A 22,295-nucleotide genomic window follows, 5' to 3' on the forward strand; every position below is an offset into this window, starting at 1 on the left:
CTGGATCCTATATAAGGTGGCAGAAGTTGTTTGTATTAGCTATATTCAAAAGCTCTATTGATATTTTGCAATATTTGTGATAAAATAATAGCTTAAGGTTGAGAGTAAAAATTTATGAGTGAAGCTCAAGGTCCAAATATTGCAGAATGGCAAGCGCAGCAGCAACACCAAGAGGCTGCTGGTGAGAAAAGTGGTTTTGGTCTTGGTCATAGTGACTCTGTTTCAACAGTCGTGGATGGAATGAAATGGTTGTTCAACTTTCATGAAGGGGCGATTGCTGCTTATAATAATGTGTTTGAAGGTTTGGTGAGTGGTAGTAGTTTGGTAACGTTATTTGGAAAATCAGGTAATATGTTTGGTATAAAATTTCTTGAAAGCCTTGCAGAACATTTTTCAGGTGGAGGTGGGGAAGATATGCCATCAGAAGGAATGGATATGGCTCATGGTGATGAGGGACCTCACTCAGATGATTACCCTCATGCCAATAATGAAATGGCTCATAATGCTGATGGTTTGCAAGACATGCATGATGCAGGTGATCACCATGGTCAATCTTTTTCACCTGGTCCTTCACCATCTGTTGGCGATGACCACGGGCATGAACTTGGTTAAACGCTTAAAAACTGCTGAATAGTATGCAAGAAGGCCTAATAAGAAAAGTTGCTATTGTTATGAGTTTGTCTTAGTGAAAAAGGTTTCAGTTTTAGGATCAACAGGAAGCATTGGAAAAAAGACTGTAGATTTGCTCTCAAAGAGAAAAGAAGAATACCAAGTGGAAGCACTAAGTGCCCATTCAGACTTTGCTCTACTGGCACACCAAGCAAAACTGCTGAATGCAAAATACGTTGCTATCTCCGATGAAAGGTTTTACAAAGATTTAAAAGAAAGTCTACTTGGTACAGATGCAAAAATAGCAATTGGCGCTACAAATATTGCTACCATACCTGTTGATCTCTCAGTTGTTGCAATAGTTGGCATTGCAGGCCTTAAGCCAGTCATGGAGGTTATAGAAAGCGGTACCAAAGTCATTGCATTGGCAAACAAAGAAAGCATTGTTTGCGGTGGAAAGTTATTACTCAAAAAAGCTAAAGAAAAAAACGTACAAATAATCCCTATCGACTCTGAGCACAATGCAATTTTTCAAATTTTGCAAAATGACGACAAATGCGTAGAAAAGATCATACTTACTGCTTCTGGTGGACCATTCTTAAATTATAGTCTTGAGCAATTAAGAAATGTCATGGTAGATAAGGCGCTTAGTCACCCCACTTGGAATATGGGAAAGAAAATCTCGGTTGATAGCGCAACAATGATGAATAAGGCACTAGAGATAATAGAAGCACATAACTTGTTTAATATCAGCCCGAATAAAATTGAAGCAGTAGTGCATCCTGAGTCAATAGTACATGGAATCGTAGTTTATAAGGATGGTTTCAACTTTGCTGTGCTTGCAGAGACTGACATGGCAATTCCTATTTCATATGCTCTATCTTGGCCAGAAAGATCAGCTTTAAATTATAAACTAGACCTAACAAAGCAAGGAAAATTGACCTTTCAAGAGCCAGACCATAAGCATTTCCCTGCGCTAAAGCTTAGCATGGCAGTGTTAAACTCTTCTGCTCCACAAACAAACAGTATTGTGCTCAATGCTGCAAATGAAATAGCTGTTAATGAATTTTTGAAGTCACGAATCGGCTTTTTAAAAATAGTAGAGGTAGTGGAATCAACAATGGAAAGTTTTGATAGTTATACTGATATTAATTCACTATCTGATATAATAAATATTGATTGTGAAAGTCGTATTATTGCTAATAAAATTGTTGAAAGTAAAGTTGTTGCGTATAGCTAGAGGTTATCTAAGGAGAGAAAGTCACCCTTCTCCCCCATAAGTGTTGAAAGTGGTGCTGAAAGGATGTAAAGAGCTATTATTACAAAAAAATGGAGGTAATAATGGATCAAATAGAAGGAATACTAAAATTAATTAAAGATGAGGACCTAGAAAGATTGGAGAGAGGTAGATAAGTAAACTATTGGGCAAAATTATATTTAAGGGTCTAATGAAGCTAATATTAATGGGGCAGAAAACAAGCCTAAGAGCGCTAGAAGTGGTAATAAACAGATGTGTAATAGATAAAAATGATGATGAAAACATACAGCGGTTTGTCGAAAAGGTTAAAAGTTCTGATTATTTTAAAGGGATATATATCGATTTAATAAATAAAGTTGAAAAATTATTACCTAAAGAAACATCTAATAACTTACATAGATTTGATTCAACAATCATAAATTTATCAGGTTACCTTATAAAAGATGGGTTAAAAGTAGGTGGTAAGAGTAATAAGTGAAAGTCAGTGTTGGATTAAAGCCGACAAGCATAAGATTTTGTAAAGGGCAAGAAGAAGGTAGCGAAGATATAGCATTGGTAAGAGCAATTAATGAAGCTAAAGTTGAAAAAGAGGATATTTGATAGGGGAATTGCAAAAACCGGAACTTTCATTGAGTTTGATAAAAAGGAATATAAATTTATTACAAGAATTCACTTAAAAAGAAGGTATGACATTATGGAAAAGAATGAAATTGCTCAAAAACAACAACCAAGAAATTTTGGAGGATATAACAGTCAATCTCTATCAAGCAAAAAGTAAAGTGGCAATGACCTACGTTTAATAAAAATACGAAACAAGACTGGAAATGAAATACGGTTTTTAACCAACTTGTTTGAAATGCCAGCTTATGAAGTAACAGAACTATATAGGCGCAGGTGGGACATAGAGGTATTTTTTAAGTTTATAAAGCAAAACCTTGGATATAAGCACTTTTTAAGTCATATCATGAATGGGATAAAAGTGTAGTATCCGTTCAGCGGAGTGGCAAAATAAGGTAGACAAGGTAGTCTAAAAAGACAATCATAGAGCGAAAGTGAGGTAACATGTTTTAGAACTTTGCAAAAATTTACAGCAAAAAATAGAAAGATTGGAAAAAGAGAATGAAAGTTTAAAAGCAGAAAGTAAGGCATTGAAGATAGAAAACGCTGAGTTAAGAGAAAGACTCGGTTTAAGCTCAAAAAATTCATCAATACCAAGTTCCAAAGAGTTGTATAAAATAAAAAAGAATAAGCCGAAAAGAGAAAGGAATATTGGCGGTCAGGTTGGTCATAAAGGAAGTTTTCGCGCCAAAATGGATGCAGATGAGGTGATAAAAGTAGAGTTGTCATCTACTTGTGAATGCGGAGGAGAGATTGCAATATGCAAGGAACCGTACATTCATCAAAAAGTTGATCTTCCGGAAATCAAGCCTTATGTAGTAGAATATCAATGGCCGTTGCCGGAGATGCGGGAAAAGAAGAAGCAGTAAGTTACCAGAAGGTGTTACGTCAGATACATTTGGACCAAGAGTTAAGTCAATAATTGCAGCGTTCAGCGGGTTTTACAAAAATTCAAAACGCGAAATAGCGAGTGTCGTAAATGATATCTTCAATTTGAACATAAGCGTCGGTAGCATATCAAATAGTGAACATAGAGTTGCTTCAAAATGCAAAAAAATGTATGAGCAGATCGAACAAGAAGTAAGTACAAGCAAAGTTCTTCATATCGACGAAACCAGCCATTACAATAAGGGTAAGCTTGGTTGGTGCTGGATGTTTGCAAGCAATACGGCAAGTTTTGTAAAGTTCAAGGGGAATGAAAGTTTTAAAAAATAGTGTATGCTGCAATCGCAATAGTTTGGTAGTAACTGACAGGTATGCGGCATATAACTACTTTGCTGATGAAAAAAGGCAAATTTGTTGGGCACACTTATCAAGGGATTTTGAAACATAGTTGGAACATTGAGGTCAAAATTCTCGGCTGTTATTTGAGAGATGTTGCTGCTGAGTTGTTTGCACTAAAAAAAGCTTTACTAAAAAATGAGATAGATGTTTTTAGATTTGCCAGACGTGCCAGAAAATTGCGAAAACGTACACGGTATTACTTGAAGCCACTTACCTGAAGCAATTGGAGCTTCTCGAGTTGCGAAAAATATTATGAAATCTGAAAGAATGATGTGGAAATTTTTAGATGACCCAGAAAACATTCCACTGACAAATAACCACGCTGAACGGCAAATTCGGCATTATGTCGTTTATCGCAAAAATTCATATTTTACCCAATCGAAGCGGGGAACTTGAACGGATAATTTCGTTATACTTAACATGGAAACAAAGGGCCTTTCCACAATCTCCTATCTACCGTTTCTTAAACCACTCTGCTGAACGGACAATGGCGTCAACTTAAGAGTCTTCATTAGCAAACCCTCCTATGGATCTTCTGAAAAGTTTTTGAGTATATTATATTTTTAATTTGTAGAATAAAATTTTTTCCTTTTTGCATGTTTCACCTAAAAAGGACACATTTTAAACTTCTTTGTTGAAATAAAATAGAAACAAAAGTGCTGTTTCCTGCGGCTTCTGGATAATTTAATGGTAAAAAATTTAGAGAGAAATTTTACACACTATCGCTTATATTTTTCCTTAAGTTGACGCCATTGCCTGAACGGATACAAAGTGTATATTTATATGATCATTATTACAGCTTTGTTATTTCTCGTTTATAAAATCAGAAACAACTTACGCGGATTTAAAATAGCGCTATTACAGTTTACGTTAGACCTTAATGATTCTTTTATACGCTCAATTATCCTAATATCAGGAGGATGCCGTCAATCACCTTATATAACGCCATTTTTGGTACTTTCAACACTTATGCCTTCTCCCCTCGACTTCAGAACCTTACTATTACCCATAAATCTATAAATGGTGAAAAAGCTGCTATTTTACTAATTCAACTTTTTACTATAAATAGATCTATGGTCTAAAAATGGAAATATATGGTAAAAAGAAATTTAAGCACCTCAACTGGTGAATGGGCAGAAAGTGAATTTGGAATTGTTAATTTTGGTGATAAAAGATTAAGTAAAAGGCTTTTAAAAATAGTTAATAGTTTTGCTGAATCGCCTGAACATTCAATAAATCAAGCTTGTGAAGATTGGCATCAAAGTAAAGCAGCTTATAGATTTTTCCAAAACGATGCCATTTCTGAAAGAAAGATATTAGACAGTCATATAATTAAAACTGTTGAAAACCCCAGTTGCGGATTAGCCAACGAAGTAAAGCTTAGAAATGCAGCGGCTGCATGGAATATGAAACAAGCGTAGAAAAAATGTGTACCAAAAAATTTATCGGTGATCTGTGGCGAGTATGCTCAATCTCAAATTTGTTTTTCAGAGAGCCAAAAACTGTCTCAATAATCGATCTTTTTCTTAACAAAATCTTCTCATTTAGCTCCATTAATGAGTTTTTCATACCCTTTTTTATACTGGTTACAAGCTTTAACCCTCTATCGAATAATTCGTGAAAAAGATCTTTTTTGATATATCCTTTATCTCCAAACAATAATCCAGTCAATTTCTGAGTTAAATTTGGCACAGGTATCAACGTTGCCTTTTGTCACCGTAACCCCTTGAATTTTGCCAGTTTCGTTGATTACTAGATGTACCGAAAAACCACCCATAGGTAGTCTTTCCAATCTTTGCCAACCCTTTGAAAACTTTGTTTCTCGAGGTCCTTTTTGGATGGCAAACAGCGATAGATGTTGCATCTATGTACGAAATCCCTGTCACTTTTGACTGTTCGCAAAACCATTGCATTAAGAGCGCTAAATACCATAAAACCCGCGATTTTAGCCTAATAAACCTACTATAGGATGGCAATTTTGGAAACGCTGTTTCGTATAATAATTTCAAATAATGCACATAGAAAATTTTAAAATTGTCGCACTTGATATAGCAATATTATGGTAAAAATCTCTGAATGCGTAATCTCTGGCGTCCTGGTTGGTTTTTTGCCACTTGGTAGAAGTTTTTCTGCAAAATTTTTGTCAACTGAATTGCAAAAATCGTCGATCAGGCAAAATAATTCTGTTATATTTTTATTCATGGGTAACCTCTCTATTTTGTGAATAATTTACGGAGGTTACCCTATTTTCCTGGCTTTTTCACTGCTTTCTAATTCGCAACTGGGGTTGCTACGATCAGTTGCTTCTGCCGTTGTTATATGAATTGCATGTGTTGTGTATCAACTGCGATATGACCCTGAAATCTTTTTACCTGCATCATAGCCCTTTCTTTCAGCAGTATCTGCGTTTTTGACGCTTCGAGCATCAATTATGCAGAAACTGGTTTTCTCTTTCCGACCACTGTTTTGTCGCAACCAATTTTTTTTAACCAACAAGCTTGGCTCCTTTCCTTTCTTTTTACTCCACATTTGAAAATAGTAATATATGTTTTCCCACCTTGGAAACTCTTTTGGCAACATTCTCCACTGACAACCACTTTTTAGCACGTATAACACTCCACAAAATACTTTGTATATATCAATTAATCTTGGTCTCGTTTTCTTTTTCCTACTTTCTAAAATTGGTTTGATTTTTTCAAATTGCTCATGACTTATGTCGCTTGGATACCTTTGACTCATTTATATACCTCATTATTTACCTGTTCCTACTTTAGCTCATCTCTTTGAGATTTTAAACAGGTTCTAACATACCAAAGAGGAGAGTAGACCAGGAAAACTTCCTTCCTGGCCCCTCGCAGAACCCTACGTGAGGTAGAGTGGGCAGCCAGCGAGTTACTTGTTAAGTACTTTTCCAACAACCCCTCTCCGAACCACGCATGATCGTTTCCGTATCACGTGGCTCTCCAATAATCTAACGTTTTAAGGAGTCACCATCATATTTTCCATATTGGATTTTCTTATGGCATTCATGACAAACAACAAGAGTTTTCCTCTGTCGTTCAATCATTCTCTTTTTCCATTCCGGTAGTTCAGTATTACGTTTACCTAGCAAATCAGCAAGTTTACGTACGTGATGTACTTCAATCTGCTCTTGTGATTTACATAATTCACAAGTTTGTGCCAATAGTCTTTGCTCTATTTCACTACGCTTATTCCATATTGGTATAAGGTTATCACTTATGCTTACCCATTTATTCCATTTTAGCGACACAGCACCAAAGTGTGTAATTAATGGTATCTTTGATGGTAAACGATCTACTCTGATTTGGATGACTTTTCGTTTTTCACCTTCATCGTTTTCAATCGTCGCACCAAATTTTCTATAAATTTTCCTGCAAGTTGTTTTGTATTTAGATGCTAAAGTCTTTACTAATGATACTTCCATCACATATTTCAGATAACTTAGTGTGTGAAGGTTGTAGGCCATTTTATAGTATTGTACAATTCCTCGATATTCAGTTTGATACTGAGCAACAATACTGTAAGCTGTATCAATTGTACGTTGAGGTAAATGTATCGGTTTACCACAACGCATATATTCAGAACACTTTTTCTGCTTTATATGATGTGGTACACGTAACCCAATACTACCGTTAATACATCGTTGTGTCCGATGATCATGTTTGTCATCTGCATGCAAAACATGTATTTCATAACCCAAAAAATTGGCTTTGCTATCACACGCATGTGTAATAAACGTTTTATCTTCATTAAGCATAAGTTTGAGCTCCTCATTGAGAAACCCAGCAATCTCATTCTTAATTTGTTCAGCTTCATTCTTTGGTCCTGCAAACCCTACCAGAAAATCATCAGCATACCTAACATACCAAAGACGTCGATAATTTAGATCGCAAGAATCCTTAGATGGCATACCCTGCACTAATTGACGCAGTTGTTTTGCTTGATCCCAGTTCCCTTGTTTTCTCATCATCGATACTTGCATGGTTAACCTTAAATATTTTGGATTTGTCCTTCTTCGCTTACCTCGGTTATTTGCTGGTATTAGTATATGCTCCACATGTTTATCTAACCGATCGAGTAATATGTTACTCAGAATTGGACCAATAATAGAACCTTGTGGTACCCCACTATGACTCTTATTGTACTTCCAATTTTCCATATATCCTGCTTTTAGCAGTCGATTGATTAGCTGAATAAAACGGTTATCTTGGAAGCTTTCACTCAGTATTTTCAACAACATAGTATGATCAATTGAGTCATAACATGCACTGAGATCTCCCTCTATAAACCATTTTGTACCTCTGCCTTTTTGCATTACTGCTCTTAATGCAGTGTGGCATCCACGCTTTGGTCGAAATCCATGTGAACATTCACTAAATTTAGGCTCATAGTAGGCTTCCAATATTAATCGGATTACTTCTTGAAGTAACTTATTTGACCATGTTGGCAACCCTAACGGCCTGCGTTTACCACTCTTCTTTAAAATATAGATACGTTTTACTGGTGTCCACCGATATCGCTCATAGCGTAAATCCTCTATGATTTTATCGATTTTCTCCAAAGACATACCATCAACTGTTTCAGTTGTCACACCTTCTGTCATAGCACCTTTATTACGACAAAGTTTGCCATACGCTCGAAGGTAAAGATCACTCTGATAAAGTAGGCGATATACGTTTTTAACCGGCAAATTTCTTTGTCCACGTTCACGTATAATGTTAAGTATTGTTTCAGCTTTCCGCATCTTGCGTACCTCCCAATTTCAACATTCAATTATCTGTCACCCTTTGCCCTGTATGTGGCTTTCCCACACTCCCCGGTGATTCGTTACTTTCACGACTACTACGATGACTCCGTAACCATAGAACTCGCGTTCCTTAGGTCATCCCATGTTCCGTCACTAAGAACTGTTCTAGATCAACTTAGGTTTTCCATTCATCCTCTTAAATAAGTTCACTACTTATCGTTCTACAGCCAGAATGTCACACAAACGAAAGTTTAATCTGTGCTTACCGTAGACATGGGGTTTTAAATGCGATACCCATGGATGTGAAGTCCCACCCCTGAAGATTAGAATTCAAGCAGTTTAGCTTTAACCATATTGATCAGGTGTTGCAAGCCGTTATCTTATACATCTTCAGATAACTCTCGCTTTACATACATGCTCTTGTCCTCCTTCCCTTTCGGGTTAAAGTTAGTTGTTCACCTCGAGGCCATTTATTCTGAACCCCGCTTAGCTCCGCTAAGTATTTCTTAATGCGTACCACGGCGCACACTTTCTCACCACTAAAATTAAATATAGCATTTTCTATCTTCTCCTGGATTGAGTTAGCAGAGTGTTGCTGCTTTTGCCAGCCAGAGAAACTACTGCCATTATATTCTATTGTTATTTTGTATCACACTGCAGAGTCTATCTAACTTTCTATCTTAATATAATTTAGGTAGCTAATTTTTCTACGATAACGTTCTTCATCATTAAAAAACCCTTGGCAGGTTACTTGCGTTCGATTATCATAGAGAATTATATAAATTAATAAATGATCTATGGCAAGTAATCCAGAAGAAAGAAATAGTGATAAACAAAAAGCGCTAGATAACGCAATAAGCCAGATTGAAAAAGCATTCGGTAAAGGTGCAATAATGAAGCTGAAGCAAAATCCTTTAGAGAAAATAGACACAATATCCACAGGATCAATTGCGCTTGATTCGGCTCTAGGTGTTGGAGGTCTGCCAAAAGGGCGTATAATTGAAATATTTGGTCCCGAGAGTTCTGGTAAAACCACTCTTGCCTTGCACGTGATTGCTGAAGCACAAAAAAAAGGAGGATCATGCGCATTTATCGATGCAGAACATGCATTGGATGTCTTATATGCTCGCAAACTTGGGGTGAGCACTGATGATTTAGTAATTTCGCAACCAGACACTGGAGAGCAGGCGTTGCATATTGTTGAGTATTTAGTGTGTTCTGGCGCGGTTGACGTGATAGTTATTGACTCTGTTGCAGCGTTAACTCCAAGAGCTGAAATTGAGGGTGATATGGGTGATCAGCACATGGGGCTGCAAGCAAGGCTTTTAAGTCATGGGCTACGGAAACTAACCTCTGCCGTTTCAAAAGCGAACTGTATATTGATATTTATTAATCAAATTCGTATGAAAATAGGAGTAGTGTATGGAAATCCTGAAACTACCACGGGTGGAAATGCATTAAAATTCTATACTTCTGTAAGGCTTGATATAAGAAAAGTTGGTGTAATAAAAGACAAAGAAAATATTACAGGTAATGAAACAAGAGTTAAAGTTGTAAAAAATAAAGTTGCTCCTCCATTTAGAGAAGCGAAATTTGATATAATGTACAATGAAGGTATATCAAAACTCGGAGAAATAATAGATATGGGAGCAAAGCTTGGTGTGCTTGAAAAAGCAGGTGCTTACTATTCATATAACAACACACGTCTTGGACAAGGAAGAGAGAATGTAAAAACTTACTTAAAAACAAACAAAGAAGTCGCAAATGAAATAGAAACGAAAATCAGAGATTTACTCAGAAATCATGATAATTCTATCATAATAGACGAGGACAGTGAGCAACTTTTAGAAGAATCAGTGTTCTGATCTAAACTTAGGCATTAGATTTTGTGTTGGACGGGTTGTTACAGTATGACGGTGTGTGCTAATATAACAATCTGTAATGTTACCTTGTATCAAAAAGACTTTGCTGAAGCAGTTAAAAAAAGCTTTTCATGAGAAATTATAAATGATAAATTGTTAACAATAGGTTATTGTGAATAAGATTATGTGTTTTGGTTTACCTAATATAAATAGGGAAGGTTATTCATTTATAGTAGTTTCCTTTATAGTAACGTGTATAGCATTCTCTATATCTTGGGGGTTTGGTGTTACGTGCTTGTTTCCGACATTATTGTGTACTTATTTCTTTCGTGATCCAGCAAGAGTTGTGCCAAACAATAAGGATCTTATATTAAGTCCTGCTGATGGTGTGATTTCAAAAATTGAAGAAGTTAATTATCCTTTATTGGCAGAAAATGGAGAAGAGAAGAAGTTCACGCTTGTTAGCATATTTTTAAGTGTTTTGAACGTCCATGTGAATCGTATACCAATATCTGGTACGATAAAGGAAATGAGTTATAAAAAAGGCAAGTTTGTATCCGCAATGAGCAATAGGTCTAGTAATGAAAATGAAAAGCAGGTTATTGTGATTGAATACGAAAAGGGAAAAGAAATTATTGTGGAGCAAATAGCTGGATTAATTGCACGTCGTATCGTTTGTAATTTAGGAGTATCCCAGAACGTAAAAGCAGGTGAAAGGTTTGGAATTATAAGATTTGGCAGTAGAGTAAATATTTATGTTCCTGCTGATATAGAAGTAAGAGTTTCAGAAGGGCAAACTGTTATTGGTGGTGAAACAATTATAGTAAACTTAAATAAGGAAAACGTTCAAGAGAAGCTTACTTTTGACGTTATATGAATAACGATGGAAGTAACAGTAGATTCTTACCTATTACTAAATTATTCCCAAACTTTATAACTTTATTGGGTTTATGTTCTGGTCTCACTTCACTTAAATTTACATTTAATGAACAATGGGAATTCTCAGTAATTTTTATCATCATTGCAGCAATAATAGATGGAATGGATGGCAGAATAGCTAGAATTCTAAAATCAACTAGCGATTTTGGAGCCCAGCTTGATTCTTTTGCAGATTTTCTAAATTTTGGTGCAGCGCCTGCATTTCTTTTGTATTTTTGGAAGCTAAATGAAATCAAAGTCATAGGTTGGATTTTAGTAATGATATACGTAATCTGCATATCAATAAGACTTGCAAGATTTAATGTTTCGCTACACTCAGAACAATCATACTGGGAAAAATTTTTCTTTTCTGGTGTTCCAGCTCCAGTGTGTGCTTTACTTTCTTTGTTGCCAATAATTATTACCTTTCAATCTCATGAGAGTGAATACTTACTTCTCATAGAGCGATTTTTTAACACAAGAAACGTAGCTTGTTACTTTCTGGCCATTTCATTTTTTTCGATAAGTCACATTCCAACTTTCTCTGCAAAATATATTTATATTCCCAAAAGCCTATCTTATATATTTGTGTCATTTTTTGGAGTACTTATTATATTTTTCATCAGTAAGCCCTGGATAACGCTACCAATTTTAGGTGTAGTGTATGTACTTACTATTCCAGTAAGCACTGGGCTTTATATATATTACTCGTATAAAGCTCGTTAGCTATAAGTTGTAATAAAAAGTAGTGAGCAGCATGATTGTAAAAATAAGTGAACTGTTAAATTCATTTCTGTACATAAAGATATTCAACATTCCATTTATAATTATTTGGGTAATTGCAACTGGGGTTTTTTGTACCATCCAATTCAAATTCACTAACTTTAGATTGTTCAAGCATGGAATACAGACGCTATTCAATCTAAAGTGTAATAACAATAACAATGGCATAATCACTCATATTCAAGCGTTTGCAACAGTAATTTCAGGAACAGTTGGCCTTGGAACAATATCAGGAGTTGCAATAGCTATCACAATAGGGGGCCCAAGTGCAGTTTTTTGGATGGTAATTACCGGAATACTTGGTATGTCGATAAAGTTTGCCGAGGTGGTGCTTGCATTCACTTATCGCTCTGAAAATACAACTGGTGGTGCTTTTTATTACATGAAATACGGGCTTGCAAAGATTGGATTTGCAAAAACTGGTAGATTTCTTGCCTTTACTTATGCAATTATGCTACTTATTGCAATGATTTTGGGCGGTATACCATTTCAAGCGAATCAGATAGCAGCATTGTCAAATAACCTCTTTGAATACAACGCGTCCATTATTATATCTCTGCTTGTCTTTATTGTAATATTGGGAGGAATAAAGCGCATTGCTTTCGTTTCAACGAGCTTAGCACCAATTATGATAGTGCTATATGTGGGTATGTGTATATATTTAATTTATGTAAACAGAAGTAATTTGCTGAATGCTTTATCTATAATATTTCAAGATATTTTCAATAAATCGGCTATAGGAGGCGGAGTATTGAGCGGATTAATAGCCGGAGTGAGAAGATCAGTGTTTGCTAACGAAGCAGGTACCGGAACAGCAGCTATAGCACATTCAGCTGTAAAAGAAGAAGATCCAATTAAAGTTGGGTGTGTTGCAATGATTGCACCACTTATAGACACAATATTAATCTCATTTTTGACTGGTATTGTGATAATTATCACTGGTATGCATAGCACTGATAACGTGGGTGATATTACACTAATTAGTTCGGTATTCTCAACAGCTTTGCCCTTGTTCAGCAAGTTAGTTTTTCCGCTAATGATGTTTTCCTTTGCATTTTCTACAATAATAGCTTATTGTTACTACTGTGAAGTTGCTTTGCTGTATTTATTTGGTAGTAAAAAAATACTGATACCGTTCCAAATTCTTATAGTGGTTTCAGTGTATATCAGCTGTATGTCAAAGAATATAGAATTTATATCTTATCTAGGTGACAGTTTGTTTATGTGCCTTATGATTCCAAATGCTGTTGCAATATATCTACTAAGAAGGGAAGTTTTGAATACAATAGATTCTTATTACAATTCTAAAGGGTATTAACATGATTTATAGATTGCTTTGTATGGTGTTATTTTGCCTATTGTTTAATGATGTGTACGCTGCTTCAGGTTTTTACGAAAGTTATGACGCTGTGTTGAATGGAATAAATAACTTCATGAATGAAGTACTGTTTTTCAAGATCCTTTACGTGCCATTTATAATCCTTCTACTAGTTTTTGGTTATGTGTTTCTAACATTACGTTTTGGATTTCTCAACATAAGAATGTTTAAGCATGCGTTTGCTATTTTATGTGGAAAATATGACACGAATCACCATGATGGTCATATTACGCATTTTCAGGCATTTATGACTGCACTTTCAAGCACAGTAGGCCTTGGAACTGTTGCTGGAGTCGCAATTGCAGTTTCAATGGGTGGACCAGGAGCGGTGCCTTGGATGATGATTACAGGTTTTTTTGGTATGTCAGCAAAATTTGCTGAGGTAACGTTGGCGTTTAGACATAGAACAGAAGATCAGGACCAATTGTTTAGTGGTCCCTTTCAGTATATAAGAAATGGTCTGGAGGAATTTGGATTTAAAAAACTTGGTATTGTGCTGGCTGCCATGTATGCAGTATTCTTTGTATTATCAGGTCTTGGTGGAAGTGTAGCGTTTCAAACCAACCAAATGGTTTCAATATTATCTGGCTATTCAAGTTGGGTAGATGGTCACTCTTGGTTTCTTTCTTCCATAATTTCTGCGCTGCTTGCTCTAGTGATTATTGGCGGAATTAAAAGGATAGCTAGAGTATCTTCTGCACTAGTGCCTATTATGTCACTTATATATATCTTTAGTTGTATTATTATTATTGCATTTAATATTCATAACCTTGGTTATACGTTGAAAATATTATTTTCCACTATGATAGATTTCAATGCTGTTGGCGGAGGGATGGTAGGAGCATTTGTTGCTGGAATTCAAAGGGCAATCTTTGCCAGCGAAGCAGGTGTTGGTTCTGCTTCAATTACTCATGCAACAACTAAAGATGAAGAACCAGTAAGAACTGGACTAGTCGCTATGATAGAACCATGCTTTGACACAATGTTAATTTGCTGTTTAACAGGAATAACAATAGTAATAACAGGTGCATACCAAACAGGTGTTGGTGAGGGAATATTAATTACTCACAAAGCATTTGAGACAGTTTCTCCATGGTTTCCTATCCTTCTAACAGTAGCTGCTCCTTTGTTTGCATTTTCTTCAGTAATTTCGTTTGTATATTGTTGTGAAATGGGGTGGCTATATTTATTCGGTGCAAAAAGTATAGTGATATACCGCATAGCGGTAATAATTGTGGCGTTTTTCTCTGGTCTTTCTAAAGATATAATGGCTATTGCCAATATCGGTGGAACTTTATTCTCTTGTTTAGCTCTCATCAACATGACAGCGCTTATACTGTTTAGTAATCAGATTAACGATGAAGTTCAGTGCTACCTAAAAAGGCTGAGGAATAATAAAATTAATTAGGTTCTTGGTATAATGGAAAAGCATGTAGTCCTTATACTGTCCTACATACTCGGTTCAATACCGTTTAGCTTAATCATTACAAGAATAAAAGGGATAAACTTAAGAGAAGTAGGTTCAGGAAATATTGGTGCTACAAACGTTGCAAGGACGGGAAATAAATTTCTTGCTGCTTTGGCATTACTTCTGGATTCCTTGAAAGGATTCATTGCAGTTTATATAGCACAACAATTTTTTGATGATAATTTTTGTATATACATATCTGCAATTTTAGCAGTTTTAGGACACATGTTTCCTATTTGGCTAAAATTCAGTGGAGGAAAGGGCGTTGCAACAACTCTAGGGATACTGATAGCATTTAACATTGATATTACTTTAGTATTCGTAATAATTTGGATAATAGTTTTTCTTGCCTTTAGATACTCTTCCCTTGCTTCACTCAGTGCTACTTCAACGGCTGTAGCATGGTCCTTTTTTTTTCAGAGGAATTTGTTCTTAACATTACTAATTATAGGAGCACTAGTTTTCTTAAAGCACCACAAAAATATTGTGAATCTTCTGCAAGGTAAGGAAAATAAATTTTTATAAGCGTGCTGACTCTGCTGCTATATTACTAACAGATACTTCATGCGAGAAACGACTTGAGACTACTTCCTCTACTTCTTTTATCATTTCTTCCATGCTTTTTCCACTTTTCTTACATGCATCATCAAGTGCTAATTTTAGCTTACGTATATCATTCTCTTCTAGCATCTTATCCATTTCTTCTTTCGTTATCTCTAATTTTTTTAGTAAGATGTCCTCCATTATCTTTCTTTCATCACCTTTATACTGGCTACTTAGTCTGTTATATGCAATGCAACACTTCTTTTCTCGTGGCAAGGCTGACAGATTTTGCAATGTAGCATCTATTTGAGCTTCTATAGGGTTAACTTCCCTAGCCTTTTCAGCAGCTTCTGACCTAAATTTCCCAACCTCTCCTATTATTATTTTGTCAGCTATTCTTTTAGCTCCATCCAAAGATGAATCCTTGAGAGAAAAATCTGTCTTGAGTAGATCTCGATTTAATAGCCCTAAGAATACTTTTTCTTTAACGTTTTTTAATAAATGTTCTTGATTATCTAAACTATTTTCCTTCAGCTTATTTCTTATATGGTCAAGAAGAAAATCTTCTAGCATATTTAATTCCATAAAACCAATGCTTTTCATTAACGTCAGCACAATTTGTTCACTATATTGAGAAGTAATACTCAATAATTTTCTCATTAAAGGAATACTTACTTCTGAAATAAAATCATCAACTATTTTTTGACTTTCATTGTCACCAGGATTGTTCTGAACCTTATACCAAGCATTAAAAATTTCTTTATTGTTTTTCTTGTTTTTTAACCTGTCTAACATGAACTTACGTGCTTCATTTTGTGCTTCTGGAAGTAATATTTGCCTTGGAGGAGTAAATCTAATTTCTGGATCAGGATGAATACCTTCTAATGTACTTAACATCCTATAAACAATACCGGTAAAGCAGGTGTTAGGAATACGCTCTTGTCTAGAGAAAGTTTGGCCTATCAAGCAAATTTGTAATTAACGCGTCTTTTTTATTTTTTACAGCTTCTCTCTCTCCATCATTGCAGGCTCTCAGAACTAGAAGTAAAATCTGCCCACCTGTGAAACCAGAGCTATGCTTTTGATCATCTTTGCAAAAGTCATTTAAAAATGCAATTACTCTTCCTTTACCTTCATCACTAAATTGACGATAATTAAGTTTATATAAATCATTTATATATTCAATAAATTGCTTAAATTCTCTATCATTAATAACGTCTTCGGATACTTCTTCACCATACTTATGTCTTAATTCGTGAACGTTATTATTGATACCATCATTTAATTGATGAGGAAGCAAATGTTCGAGCTTAACATCAAAACTATTAACCATACCACGTAAATTCTCTTTTATACCTTCCAAAAAGAAATTTATAGAAGCTTTAAGCAGCGTAAATGGGTTAAAATCTTTTGGCCTTAGTTCACTCTGCAATAAAATTAATAGCATTGTAAGTGGTATAGTTCCCAGTAACGAAATAAGCAAGAAAGTGGTAGTGAAAGTTAGATATGTTATGAAAGCAGAAAACAAGAGGAAGGCTGCTACCTTGATTGTATTGTTCTTAAAAAATATTTCCCAATATTCCCTTTTGCTCATTTTTTGCTGTTTTGCCGTTTTTATTTCTTTGTAGATATAAAGAGTTTTAATTTCAGACCTGAAGAATATAGTACCAAGAGAAAAAAGAACATTAACGGGATTAGTGATAATGCTTAAAGAAACAAAAGTTGCAAAATAACTAACAAACTTTAGCTTGCTAGATTCCTTTGAAGGAAATTGTATTTGAGAAATGCCTATCATAGCCTACCTTTGACATCATTACACTCTAGTAATAGCATAATAATTTAAAACGTCAATGTTTAAGTATTTTATTATCCGCACACTCATCGTATTCGATCTCGACTGTAGAGTGTGCTATCTCGAACCTATTTAGTAGTATTTTTTTTATCTCATACAAAATATCAGTGTGTTGTGCATCTTGCTTTACTTTGGCATGCATGGTAATTATAAAATAATTATCAGACAGTGACCATGCATGTATGTGGTGCACATCTATCACTTCAGGTAATTCTGATGTGATCTTACTTTTTATTTCCTCAGTAGATATCCCTTCAGGTGTACCTTCAAGAAGTATGTGGCAAGAATTCTTTAGAATTTTGTAGCCACTATTCAAAATGATTACACTGACAAATACCGATAAAATCGGATCCACCATTTGCCATCCAGTAAACATGATAATTATGGATGCAAGTATAGCAGCTACAGAACCTAAAATATCTCCTATAACGTGTAGTACAGCACTTTTTATGTTTATATTGCTCTCGCATTTACTATGTAATATAAAAAAGACTATTATGTTAGAGACAAGACCGAGTGTAGCAATTATTAACATTACTTTCCACTCAACATTGACTGGAAAAATAAACCTCTTTATTGATTCAATTATAATAATTACTGCAATGAAGAATAAAGTTAAACCATTAACAAATGCTGCAATTATTTGCAACCGATGATACCCGTATGATCTCTGCAAATCAGATTTCTTAGCTGAAAATTTGTGTGCTAACCAGCTTAAAACTAAGGCAAAGAGGTCAGTGAGCATATGCCCTGCATCTGATAATAGAGCAAGCGAATGTGAAATTATTCCACCTACTATTTCCATAAACATTGTTATCGCAACTATTATTATGGAATAGATTAAGCGCTTGGACTGCGCTGCTGAGTGTTTACCGTTATGCACTGCTGTCATATAAAATTTTTTCATAAACAAAAACGTGGGTAACACTGGATTCGAACCAGCGACCGCTTGCACGTCAAGCAAGTGCTCTACCAACTGAGCTAATTACCCATCGTGGTTTTAGTATAGTGCTTTGGTGGAATGAAAGTCAATTTGCTTTTAAATTCTTACCCTATCCTAATGTAACGTTAGAACCTAGATTTTTTTTGTGGTCAAGCTATAGAGCCTATAGCTAGTGCAGGTCAGGTTTTCCTACGTCATACCGCGATTCATTCGCGGTATCTCAGCATAGATTCCGCTAACACGTAGCGGAATGACGAGTTCATAGCTTACCAAATTATCGGTAAATCTAAATTGCTTTAGTTATAGCTATATCTTATATTGTTCATATTAAATTAATTACTTATATTTTTTCACTAAGATATAGAGTATACCAATATGAAAATTCACACTTTTTTAGTAGAGATCACCTTATATTTGAAGAGTTAATAAATTAGAGGTTAGAATTATGACAATCAATCAACAAATAAATAAAAATATAACTAAAGAAGAATACTTTAACAATAACGGCAAAGGGTTTAATTCGCCACATGTTGTAGAAGTTAAAGATTTAAATATTAAAGTAGAAGTTTATTCTCATAATTTAAGAGCAAGTAAAATTGCAACAATTGAAAGTGAGATAAGAGAAACAGCTACTAGTTTTAAAGATACATTCAAGTTAGAACACAGCAACTCAGAACAAACATTTAAAATTTATATGTTTGATGACAAGGATGATTACACTCACCTTGGCGGAAGCGAGCATTTCGGTTCTTACCTTGGAGATGAGGGTGGTAAATGTTACTACAAAGGGGAAGCTGATGTTTTTGCTGAAATGTATGTCTATCAGCAAGGTGGCGTTCATAACCTTCAGCATGAATTTGCACATGGTTTAACTTACTTGGCTACAGGAGGTAAGCACCTACCTACAGTATTAATGGAAGGAATTGCAGATTACTTTGAGCACCATTCAGATCATAAATTTAATTCTCAAGGATCAAGTATCGACAAAACTGAAGCTGCAAATTTGGATTTAGATAAAATTTTAAGTTTAGAATATTCAAAGGACAGCGAAGCAAATAGCCTGGTTTATAAAACAGGTCATGCGTTGATAATGTACTTACAGGAAAAAGATCCTAGTTTATTAAGAGACTACCTAGATGCTTTACGTCAAGGTAACTCAGATGAGTCAAAAAGTTTCTTGAAAGACATAAAAGGACACGATACTGACTTCAAAAGTTGGCTTGCTGAGAATGATACAGAAACTGCAATGGAACATCTTAACGCTTTGCAAGTTACAAAAGGAGATTTTATAGCAACTGGTCAAGAAATAGTGGGCGGAGAAATTAAAAATGTATCCTATTATAAAGCAAATATAGAAAAAATGGATGGAGAAAACGTTGGAAGTTTTTCTCCTGTAGAACACGTTGCATTTTATGATGTTGCTCGTGCTATAAATAGGGCAACAAATGATACACTTGATATATCAAAGGAATATCATTTCCTTAAGGTAGTAAAAACTTCCGATGGACAGGATAAACTAACTTACTCTGACCAACAAGGTAATGAATATCAAAATAGTCAAGAGTATAAAGATCAGGCTTTAAGGATGCTATCAAAGTATGATGAAAACTTAAAGAAAGCTTATGATGATGCATTGAAAGGTTTGGACCAGGAGAGGCAAGAAGAATATCTCAAGATAAGTGGAGAATATCGCGAAGGAAAGATTTCTTACAAAGAATATTTAGACAAGCATCGCTCAATTCCTTCTAAATATCAGGAATTAAAAAGTACCTTACTTGATAAAACCATAAACACTGGCTTAGAACAAGTAAAAGCGACTAAGAACATCGATGTAGAAAAGATGTTAGAAGAGATGATCAATATCGATTCAAACTTGATAAGAGGTACAAATCATATTGATCTACAAGAAGGTAAGATTTTTTCTATGCAAGCTCATGGTCAAGGAGATATGGGTGCACTGTCTATATATGACGGAAATACAAAGCTTGGAGAATTATCGAGTGAATCAGGATTTTTTAAGCAAGTTGAAGGTCAAACTAAAGAAACTTTCGTTTTTGAGGATATATTGCACAACTTAAATACTCAATATGATGGTGGTGCTTATATGGCGGTCACAAAAGAAAATGGTCAGTATAAAGCTTCTTTAATAGACGGCAGAACAGTTGAACGCGATGAATACTTTGATGAAGCACATTTACATGAGAATGAGTTGTTGCATCCTAGCACTGGACATATTCAAAAAGATTTAGATTCTCTGCTCCTTAGAGGTACCAAAATTTTGAATCATCAGGATTCAGAGCATGCACAATATTCTGATGAGCAAAAGGCAAATGGAGTAATCGTGGAAAAAGGAAAATTACTGGATAATAAGGGAACAGATAGGACAGACGATGATGTATATGAAGCTGTCGTAAAGCAAGGAGACGAGCGCTTACATGAGTTCAAAAATATGGGCTTTTATATTACCGAGAAAGGTGATCTATTTATTCATGATCACGGAGCAAATGTAAGGTTTCAATTACCAACTAGTATCACTCATCTAAAATTAGTGGAAAAAGACGGAGCATATAAACTAGCACCATCTGATAAATATGGTACTGAATACAGGTATGATGTTCGAGGTGATGATATACCAGATGAATATAGATATATAGATCCAATATTTGCACATGAATATGAAAAGAGAGATTATTCCCATAAACATGTAAATGTGGGCCTTATAAACTTAGAGAAATATGGCTCTGGCAAACTTTTTGCTATAAAGTACGACCCAAATGATTACCACATACAAAGAAACTCCAGTGGTGAAATAGTTAGAATAAAAGATCAAACATATTTCACTAAAGTAAAATTGTTTGATGGTGATGAAGAAATTGGAATGTTATCTAATAACTTCCATAACTTCAAAGGGAAAATATTCTTTTCTGCTGACTACAACTACAGTTATAACGATTTCCTAGCATCTGTTTCTCCTCAAGTTGAAATTGAGAACATGGAAAATGGAAGTAAAAAATAACTTTCGATCAAGGTGATGGCGATATCGGTGATACTAATAGAGGCTACACGGACTATCAGAGAATATTCACAAAAGAGAAACAAACTGAAAGTCCAAAAGGGCAGGTAAGTGAAACTAAGACAGAAGTTCATAGTACTACTAATGTTGTTGCACAAGTTGCTGAAGAGAAAACTGTATCAAACGACAATAGTGAAATGCAGTCTGATCAGCCAATTCCATCACAAAGTTTAACAAGAACGAAAAGAACAGCTTCAGTGGAGGAGAAAGAGCAAGAACAGGTAGTATTAAAAGACACAATTCTCAAAATAGAAAAGAGCTACGAGCAGGACTCAGAAGGGAAGCATAAGGCAAATGTAACCATAGATTATAATGATGTGAAAGCCTTGTATGATAGAGCGGAAGGAGCAGAAAAGCAATCTGTGTTAGATTTTTGGAACAAACTGCACACATCAGAATACAAGGTTGGTGCTTTGCCGGAAGACAAATACTATTTTGAAAAAGGCAAATTCGTAATCCACGATAGTGATACGAAAAAGCTTATAGTGTTACCTGAAGATAAGGTGTCCATCAAGATAATGAAGGATGGTGATAGTTATAGTTTAGCTATATCAAGTGGTAATGGCAAAGTAATAAGCAGCATTAGTAAAATAGATAATCCAAATTACGAATTGCTGTCAGACACAAGTGGTTTCAGCCTAGAAACACAAGATAGCACTATATTTTTAGGTCAACATAGTGACTATCACTCTTATCTAGAGAACGGTTTTGCGAAAATGTTCGATTGCGCAAGCGACCACATTTATCACGACCACAACTCAGCCTACATCTAATACATACAAGGAGGGCAGTGCCCTCTTCTTGTCATCTGAGTAGCTGACACACAACTGTACGAGCATTTGTTTGCGAAGAAATGTTATAGCCGGTTTTGCCTCAAACACAAAGTTGTCATCCCAGTGCCCAGACACTGGGATCCAGCCTTTATCATGCAATTTCAT

General features: G+C 35.2%; 14 protein-coding genes, 1 tRNA gene and 8 pseudogenes. 15 read left to right on the plus strand and 8 right to left on the minus strand.

All coding sequences use genetic code 11. The annotated features are described in order from the left end of the window. Positions 1 to 114 precede the first annotated feature (114 nt). The 8 genes and pseudogenes from ABWU69_RS00350 to ABWU69_RS00385 all read left to right on the plus strand — a co-directional run. On the plus strand, positions 115 to 612 hold the full coding sequence (locus tag ABWU69_RS00350; protein ID WP_265034767.1) for a hypothetical protein: 498 nt from the start codon (positions 115 to 117) through the stop codon (positions 610 to 612). Between the two features lie 73 nt (positions 613 to 685). Further along, positions 686 to 1,849, plus strand: coding sequence for a 1-deoxy-D-xylulose-5-phosphate reductoisomerase (gene dxr / locus ABWU69_RS00355; protein ID WP_265034768.1), 1,164 nt, complete (start codon positions 686 to 688; stop codon positions 1,847 to 1,849). A 181-nt stretch (positions 1,850 to 2,030) separates the two neighbouring features. After that, a complete protein-coding gene (locus ABWU69_RS00360) occupies positions 2,031 to 2,345 on the plus strand; it encodes a hypothetical protein (protein WP_353285176.1) in 315 nt (104 codons plus the stop codon). Continuing rightward, positions 2,342 to 2,467 carry a hypothetical protein gene (locus ABWU69_RS00365; RefSeq protein WP_265026112.1) on the plus strand — a complete coding sequence of 42 codons (126 nt, stop codon included), beginning with the start codon at positions 2,342 to 2,344 and terminating at the stop codon, positions 2,465 to 2,467. Before ABWU69_RS00360 ends, ABWU69_RS00365 begins: the two co-directional genes overlap by 4 nt. Continuing rightward, positions 2,436 to 2,645: a hypothetical protein gene (locus ABWU69_RS00370; RefSeq protein ID WP_265034772.1), complete on the plus strand. Its 210-nt coding sequence runs from the start codon at positions 2,436 to 2,438 to the stop codon at positions 2,643 to 2,645. Before ABWU69_RS00365 ends, ABWU69_RS00370 begins: the two co-directional genes overlap by 32 nt. Positions 2,646 to 2,672: 27 nt before the next feature. Further along, on the plus strand, positions 2,673 to 2,852 hold the full coding sequence (locus ABWU69_RS00375) for a transposase (RefSeq protein ID WP_353285448.1): 180 nt from the start codon (positions 2,673 to 2,675) through the stop codon (positions 2,850 to 2,852). A gap of 112 nt (positions 2,853 to 2,964) precedes the next feature. Further along, positions 2,965 to 4,236 (plus strand): annotated as a pseudogene (tnpC, locus tag ABWU69_RS00380) (IS66 family transposase). A 627-nt stretch (positions 4,237 to 4,863) separates the two neighbouring features. After that, positions 4,864 to 5,115: pseudogene (locus ABWU69_RS00385) on the plus strand (transposase DNA-binding-containing protein); the annotation flags it as partial. A 34-nt stretch (positions 5,116 to 5,149) separates the two neighbouring features. Here the strand turns inward: ABWU69_RS00385 and ABWU69_RS00390 are convergent. The 5 genes and pseudogenes from ABWU69_RS00390 to ABWU69_RS00405 all read right to left on the minus strand — a co-directional run. Then, positions 5,150 to 5,971, minus strand: a pseudogene (locus ABWU69_RS00390) (IS982 family transposase). Positions 5,972 to 6,061: 90 nt separating this feature from the next. Further along, positions 6,062 to 6,217: pseudogene (locus tag ABWU69_RS07985) on the minus strand (transposase); the annotation flags it as partial. A 104-nt stretch (positions 6,218 to 6,321) separates the two neighbouring features. Further along, positions 6,322 to 6,508, minus strand: a pseudogene (locus ABWU69_RS07990) (transposase); the annotation flags it as partial. 232 nt (positions 6,509 to 6,740) lie between these two features. Further along, positions 6,741 to 8,534: a reverse transcriptase/maturase family protein gene (locus tag ABWU69_RS00400; RefSeq protein ID WP_265034303.1), complete on the minus strand. Its 1,794-nt coding sequence runs from the start codon at positions 8,532 to 8,534 to the stop codon at positions 6,741 to 6,743. Positions 8,535 to 9,051: 517 nt separating this feature from the next. Then, a pseudogene (locus ABWU69_RS00405) lies at positions 9,052 to 9,180 on the minus strand (tRNA pseudouridine(38-40) synthase TruA); the annotation flags it as partial. Between the two features lie 154 nt (positions 9,181 to 9,334). On the opposite strand from ABWU69_RS00405, the gene recA reads away from it, so the two are divergent. From recA to plsY, 6 genes are all read left to right on the plus strand, one after another. After that, the gene (recA, locus tag ABWU69_RS00410; RefSeq protein ID WP_265026191.1) at positions 9,335 to 10,402 is read left to right on the plus strand and encodes a recombinase RecA; all 1,068 of its coding nucleotides are present in this window, start codon (positions 9,335 to 9,337) and stop codon (positions 10,400 to 10,402) included. Positions 10,403 to 10,583: 181 nt separating this feature from the next. After that, entirely contained in the window at positions 10,584 to 11,276 is a 693-nt protein-coding gene (locus ABWU69_RS00415; RefSeq protein WP_265035692.1) for a phosphatidylserine decarboxylase, read from the plus strand. Next, on the plus strand, positions 11,273 to 12,043 hold the full coding sequence (locus ABWU69_RS00420) for a CDP-alcohol phosphatidyltransferase family protein (RefSeq protein ID WP_265026190.1): 771 nt from the start codon (positions 11,273 to 11,275) through the stop codon (positions 12,041 to 12,043). The genes ABWU69_RS00415 and ABWU69_RS00420 overlap by 4 nt, the downstream gene beginning before the upstream one ends. 31 nt (positions 12,044 to 12,074) lie before the next feature. Next, positions 12,075 to 13,418 (plus strand): alanine/glycine:cation symporter family protein, encoded by a 1,344-nt coding sequence (locus ABWU69_RS00425; protein ID WP_353285177.1) that lies wholly within the window; start codon positions 12,075 to 12,077, stop codon positions 13,416 to 13,418. Position 13,419: 1 nt separating this feature from the next. Next, the gene (locus ABWU69_RS00430) at positions 13,420 to 14,886 is read left to right on the plus strand and encodes an alanine/glycine:cation symporter family protein (protein ID WP_155969383.1); all 1,467 of its coding nucleotides are present in this window, start codon (positions 13,420 to 13,422) and stop codon (positions 14,884 to 14,886) included. Positions 14,887 to 14,898: 12 nt separating this feature from the next. Continuing rightward, the gene (gene plsY, locus ABWU69_RS00435; RefSeq protein ID WP_353285178.1) at positions 14,899 to 15,471 is read left to right on the plus strand and encodes a glycerol-3-phosphate 1-O-acyltransferase PlsY; all 573 of its coding nucleotides are present in this window, start codon (positions 14,899 to 14,901) and stop codon (positions 15,469 to 15,471) included. Here the strand turns inward: plsY and ABWU69_RS07995 are convergent. The 3 genes and pseudogenes from ABWU69_RS07995 to ABWU69_RS00455 form a co-directional block, all read right to left on the minus strand. Continuing rightward, a pseudogene (locus tag ABWU69_RS07995) lies at positions 15,466 to 17,284 on the minus strand (hypothetical protein). The gene plsY and the pseudogene ABWU69_RS07995 sit on opposite strands and share 6 nt — an antisense overlap. 52 nt (positions 17,285 to 17,336) lie before the next feature. Then, positions 17,337 to 18,233 carry a cation diffusion facilitator family transporter gene (locus ABWU69_RS00450; RefSeq protein WP_353285181.1) on the minus strand — a complete coding sequence of 299 codons (897 nt, stop codon included), beginning with the start codon at positions 18,231 to 18,233 and terminating at the stop codon, positions 17,337 to 17,339. A gap of 26 nt (positions 18,234 to 18,259) precedes the next feature. Further along, positions 18,260 to 18,332: transfer RNA gene (locus ABWU69_RS00455), tRNA-Val, on the minus strand. A gap of 397 nt (positions 18,333 to 18,729) precedes the next feature. On the opposite strand from ABWU69_RS00455, the pseudogene ABWU69_RS00460 reads away from it, so the two are divergent. Further along, a pseudogene (locus tag ABWU69_RS00460) lies at positions 18,730 to 22,130 on the plus strand (peptidase M2). Positions 22,131 to 22,295 lie beyond the last annotated feature (165 nt).

Source organism: Wolbachia endosymbiont (group A) of Beris morrisii (assembly GCF_964028185.1).
Taxonomy (GTDB): Bacteria; Pseudomonadota; Alphaproteobacteria; order Rickettsiales; family Anaplasmataceae; genus Wolbachia.

Bases quoted from the DNA above. Each gene is read 5' to 3' on its own strand.
- ABWU69_RS00350 (WP_265034767.1), top strand. From the start codon at position 115: ATGAGTGAAGCTCAAGGTCCAAATATTGCAGAATGGCAAGCGCAGCAG.
- ABWU69_RS00370 (WP_265034772.1), top strand. From the start codon at position 2,436: ATGAAGCTAAAGTTGAAAAAGAGGATATTTGATAGGGGAATTGCAAAA.
- ABWU69_RS00400 (WP_265034303.1), bottom strand. From the start codon at position 8,534: ATGCGGAAAGCTGAAACAATACTTAACATTATACGTGAACGTGGACAA.
- recA (WP_265026191.1), top strand. From the start codon at position 9,335: ATGGCAAGTAATCCAGAAGAAAGAAATAGTGATAAACAAAAAGCGCTA.
- ABWU69_RS00415 (WP_265035692.1), top strand. From the start codon at position 10,584: ATGTGTTTTGGTTTACCTAATATAAATAGGGAAGGTTATTCATTTATA.
- ABWU69_RS00420 (WP_265026190.1), top strand. From the start codon at position 11,273: ATGAATAACGATGGAAGTAACAGTAGATTCTTACCTATTACTAAATTA.
- ABWU69_RS00425 (WP_353285177.1), top strand. From the start codon at position 12,075: ATGATTGTAAAAATAAGTGAACTGTTAAATTCATTTCTGTACATAAAG.
- ABWU69_RS00430 (WP_155969383.1), top strand. From the start codon at position 13,420: ATGATTTATAGATTGCTTTGTATGGTGTTATTTTGCCTATTGTTTAAT.
- plsY (WP_353285178.1), top strand. From the start codon at position 14,899: ATGGAAAAGCATGTAGTCCTTATACTGTCCTACATACTCGGTTCAATA.
- ABWU69_RS00450 (WP_353285181.1), bottom strand. From the start codon at position 18,233: ATGACAGCAGTGCATAACGGTAAACACTCAGCAGCGCAGTCCAAGCGC.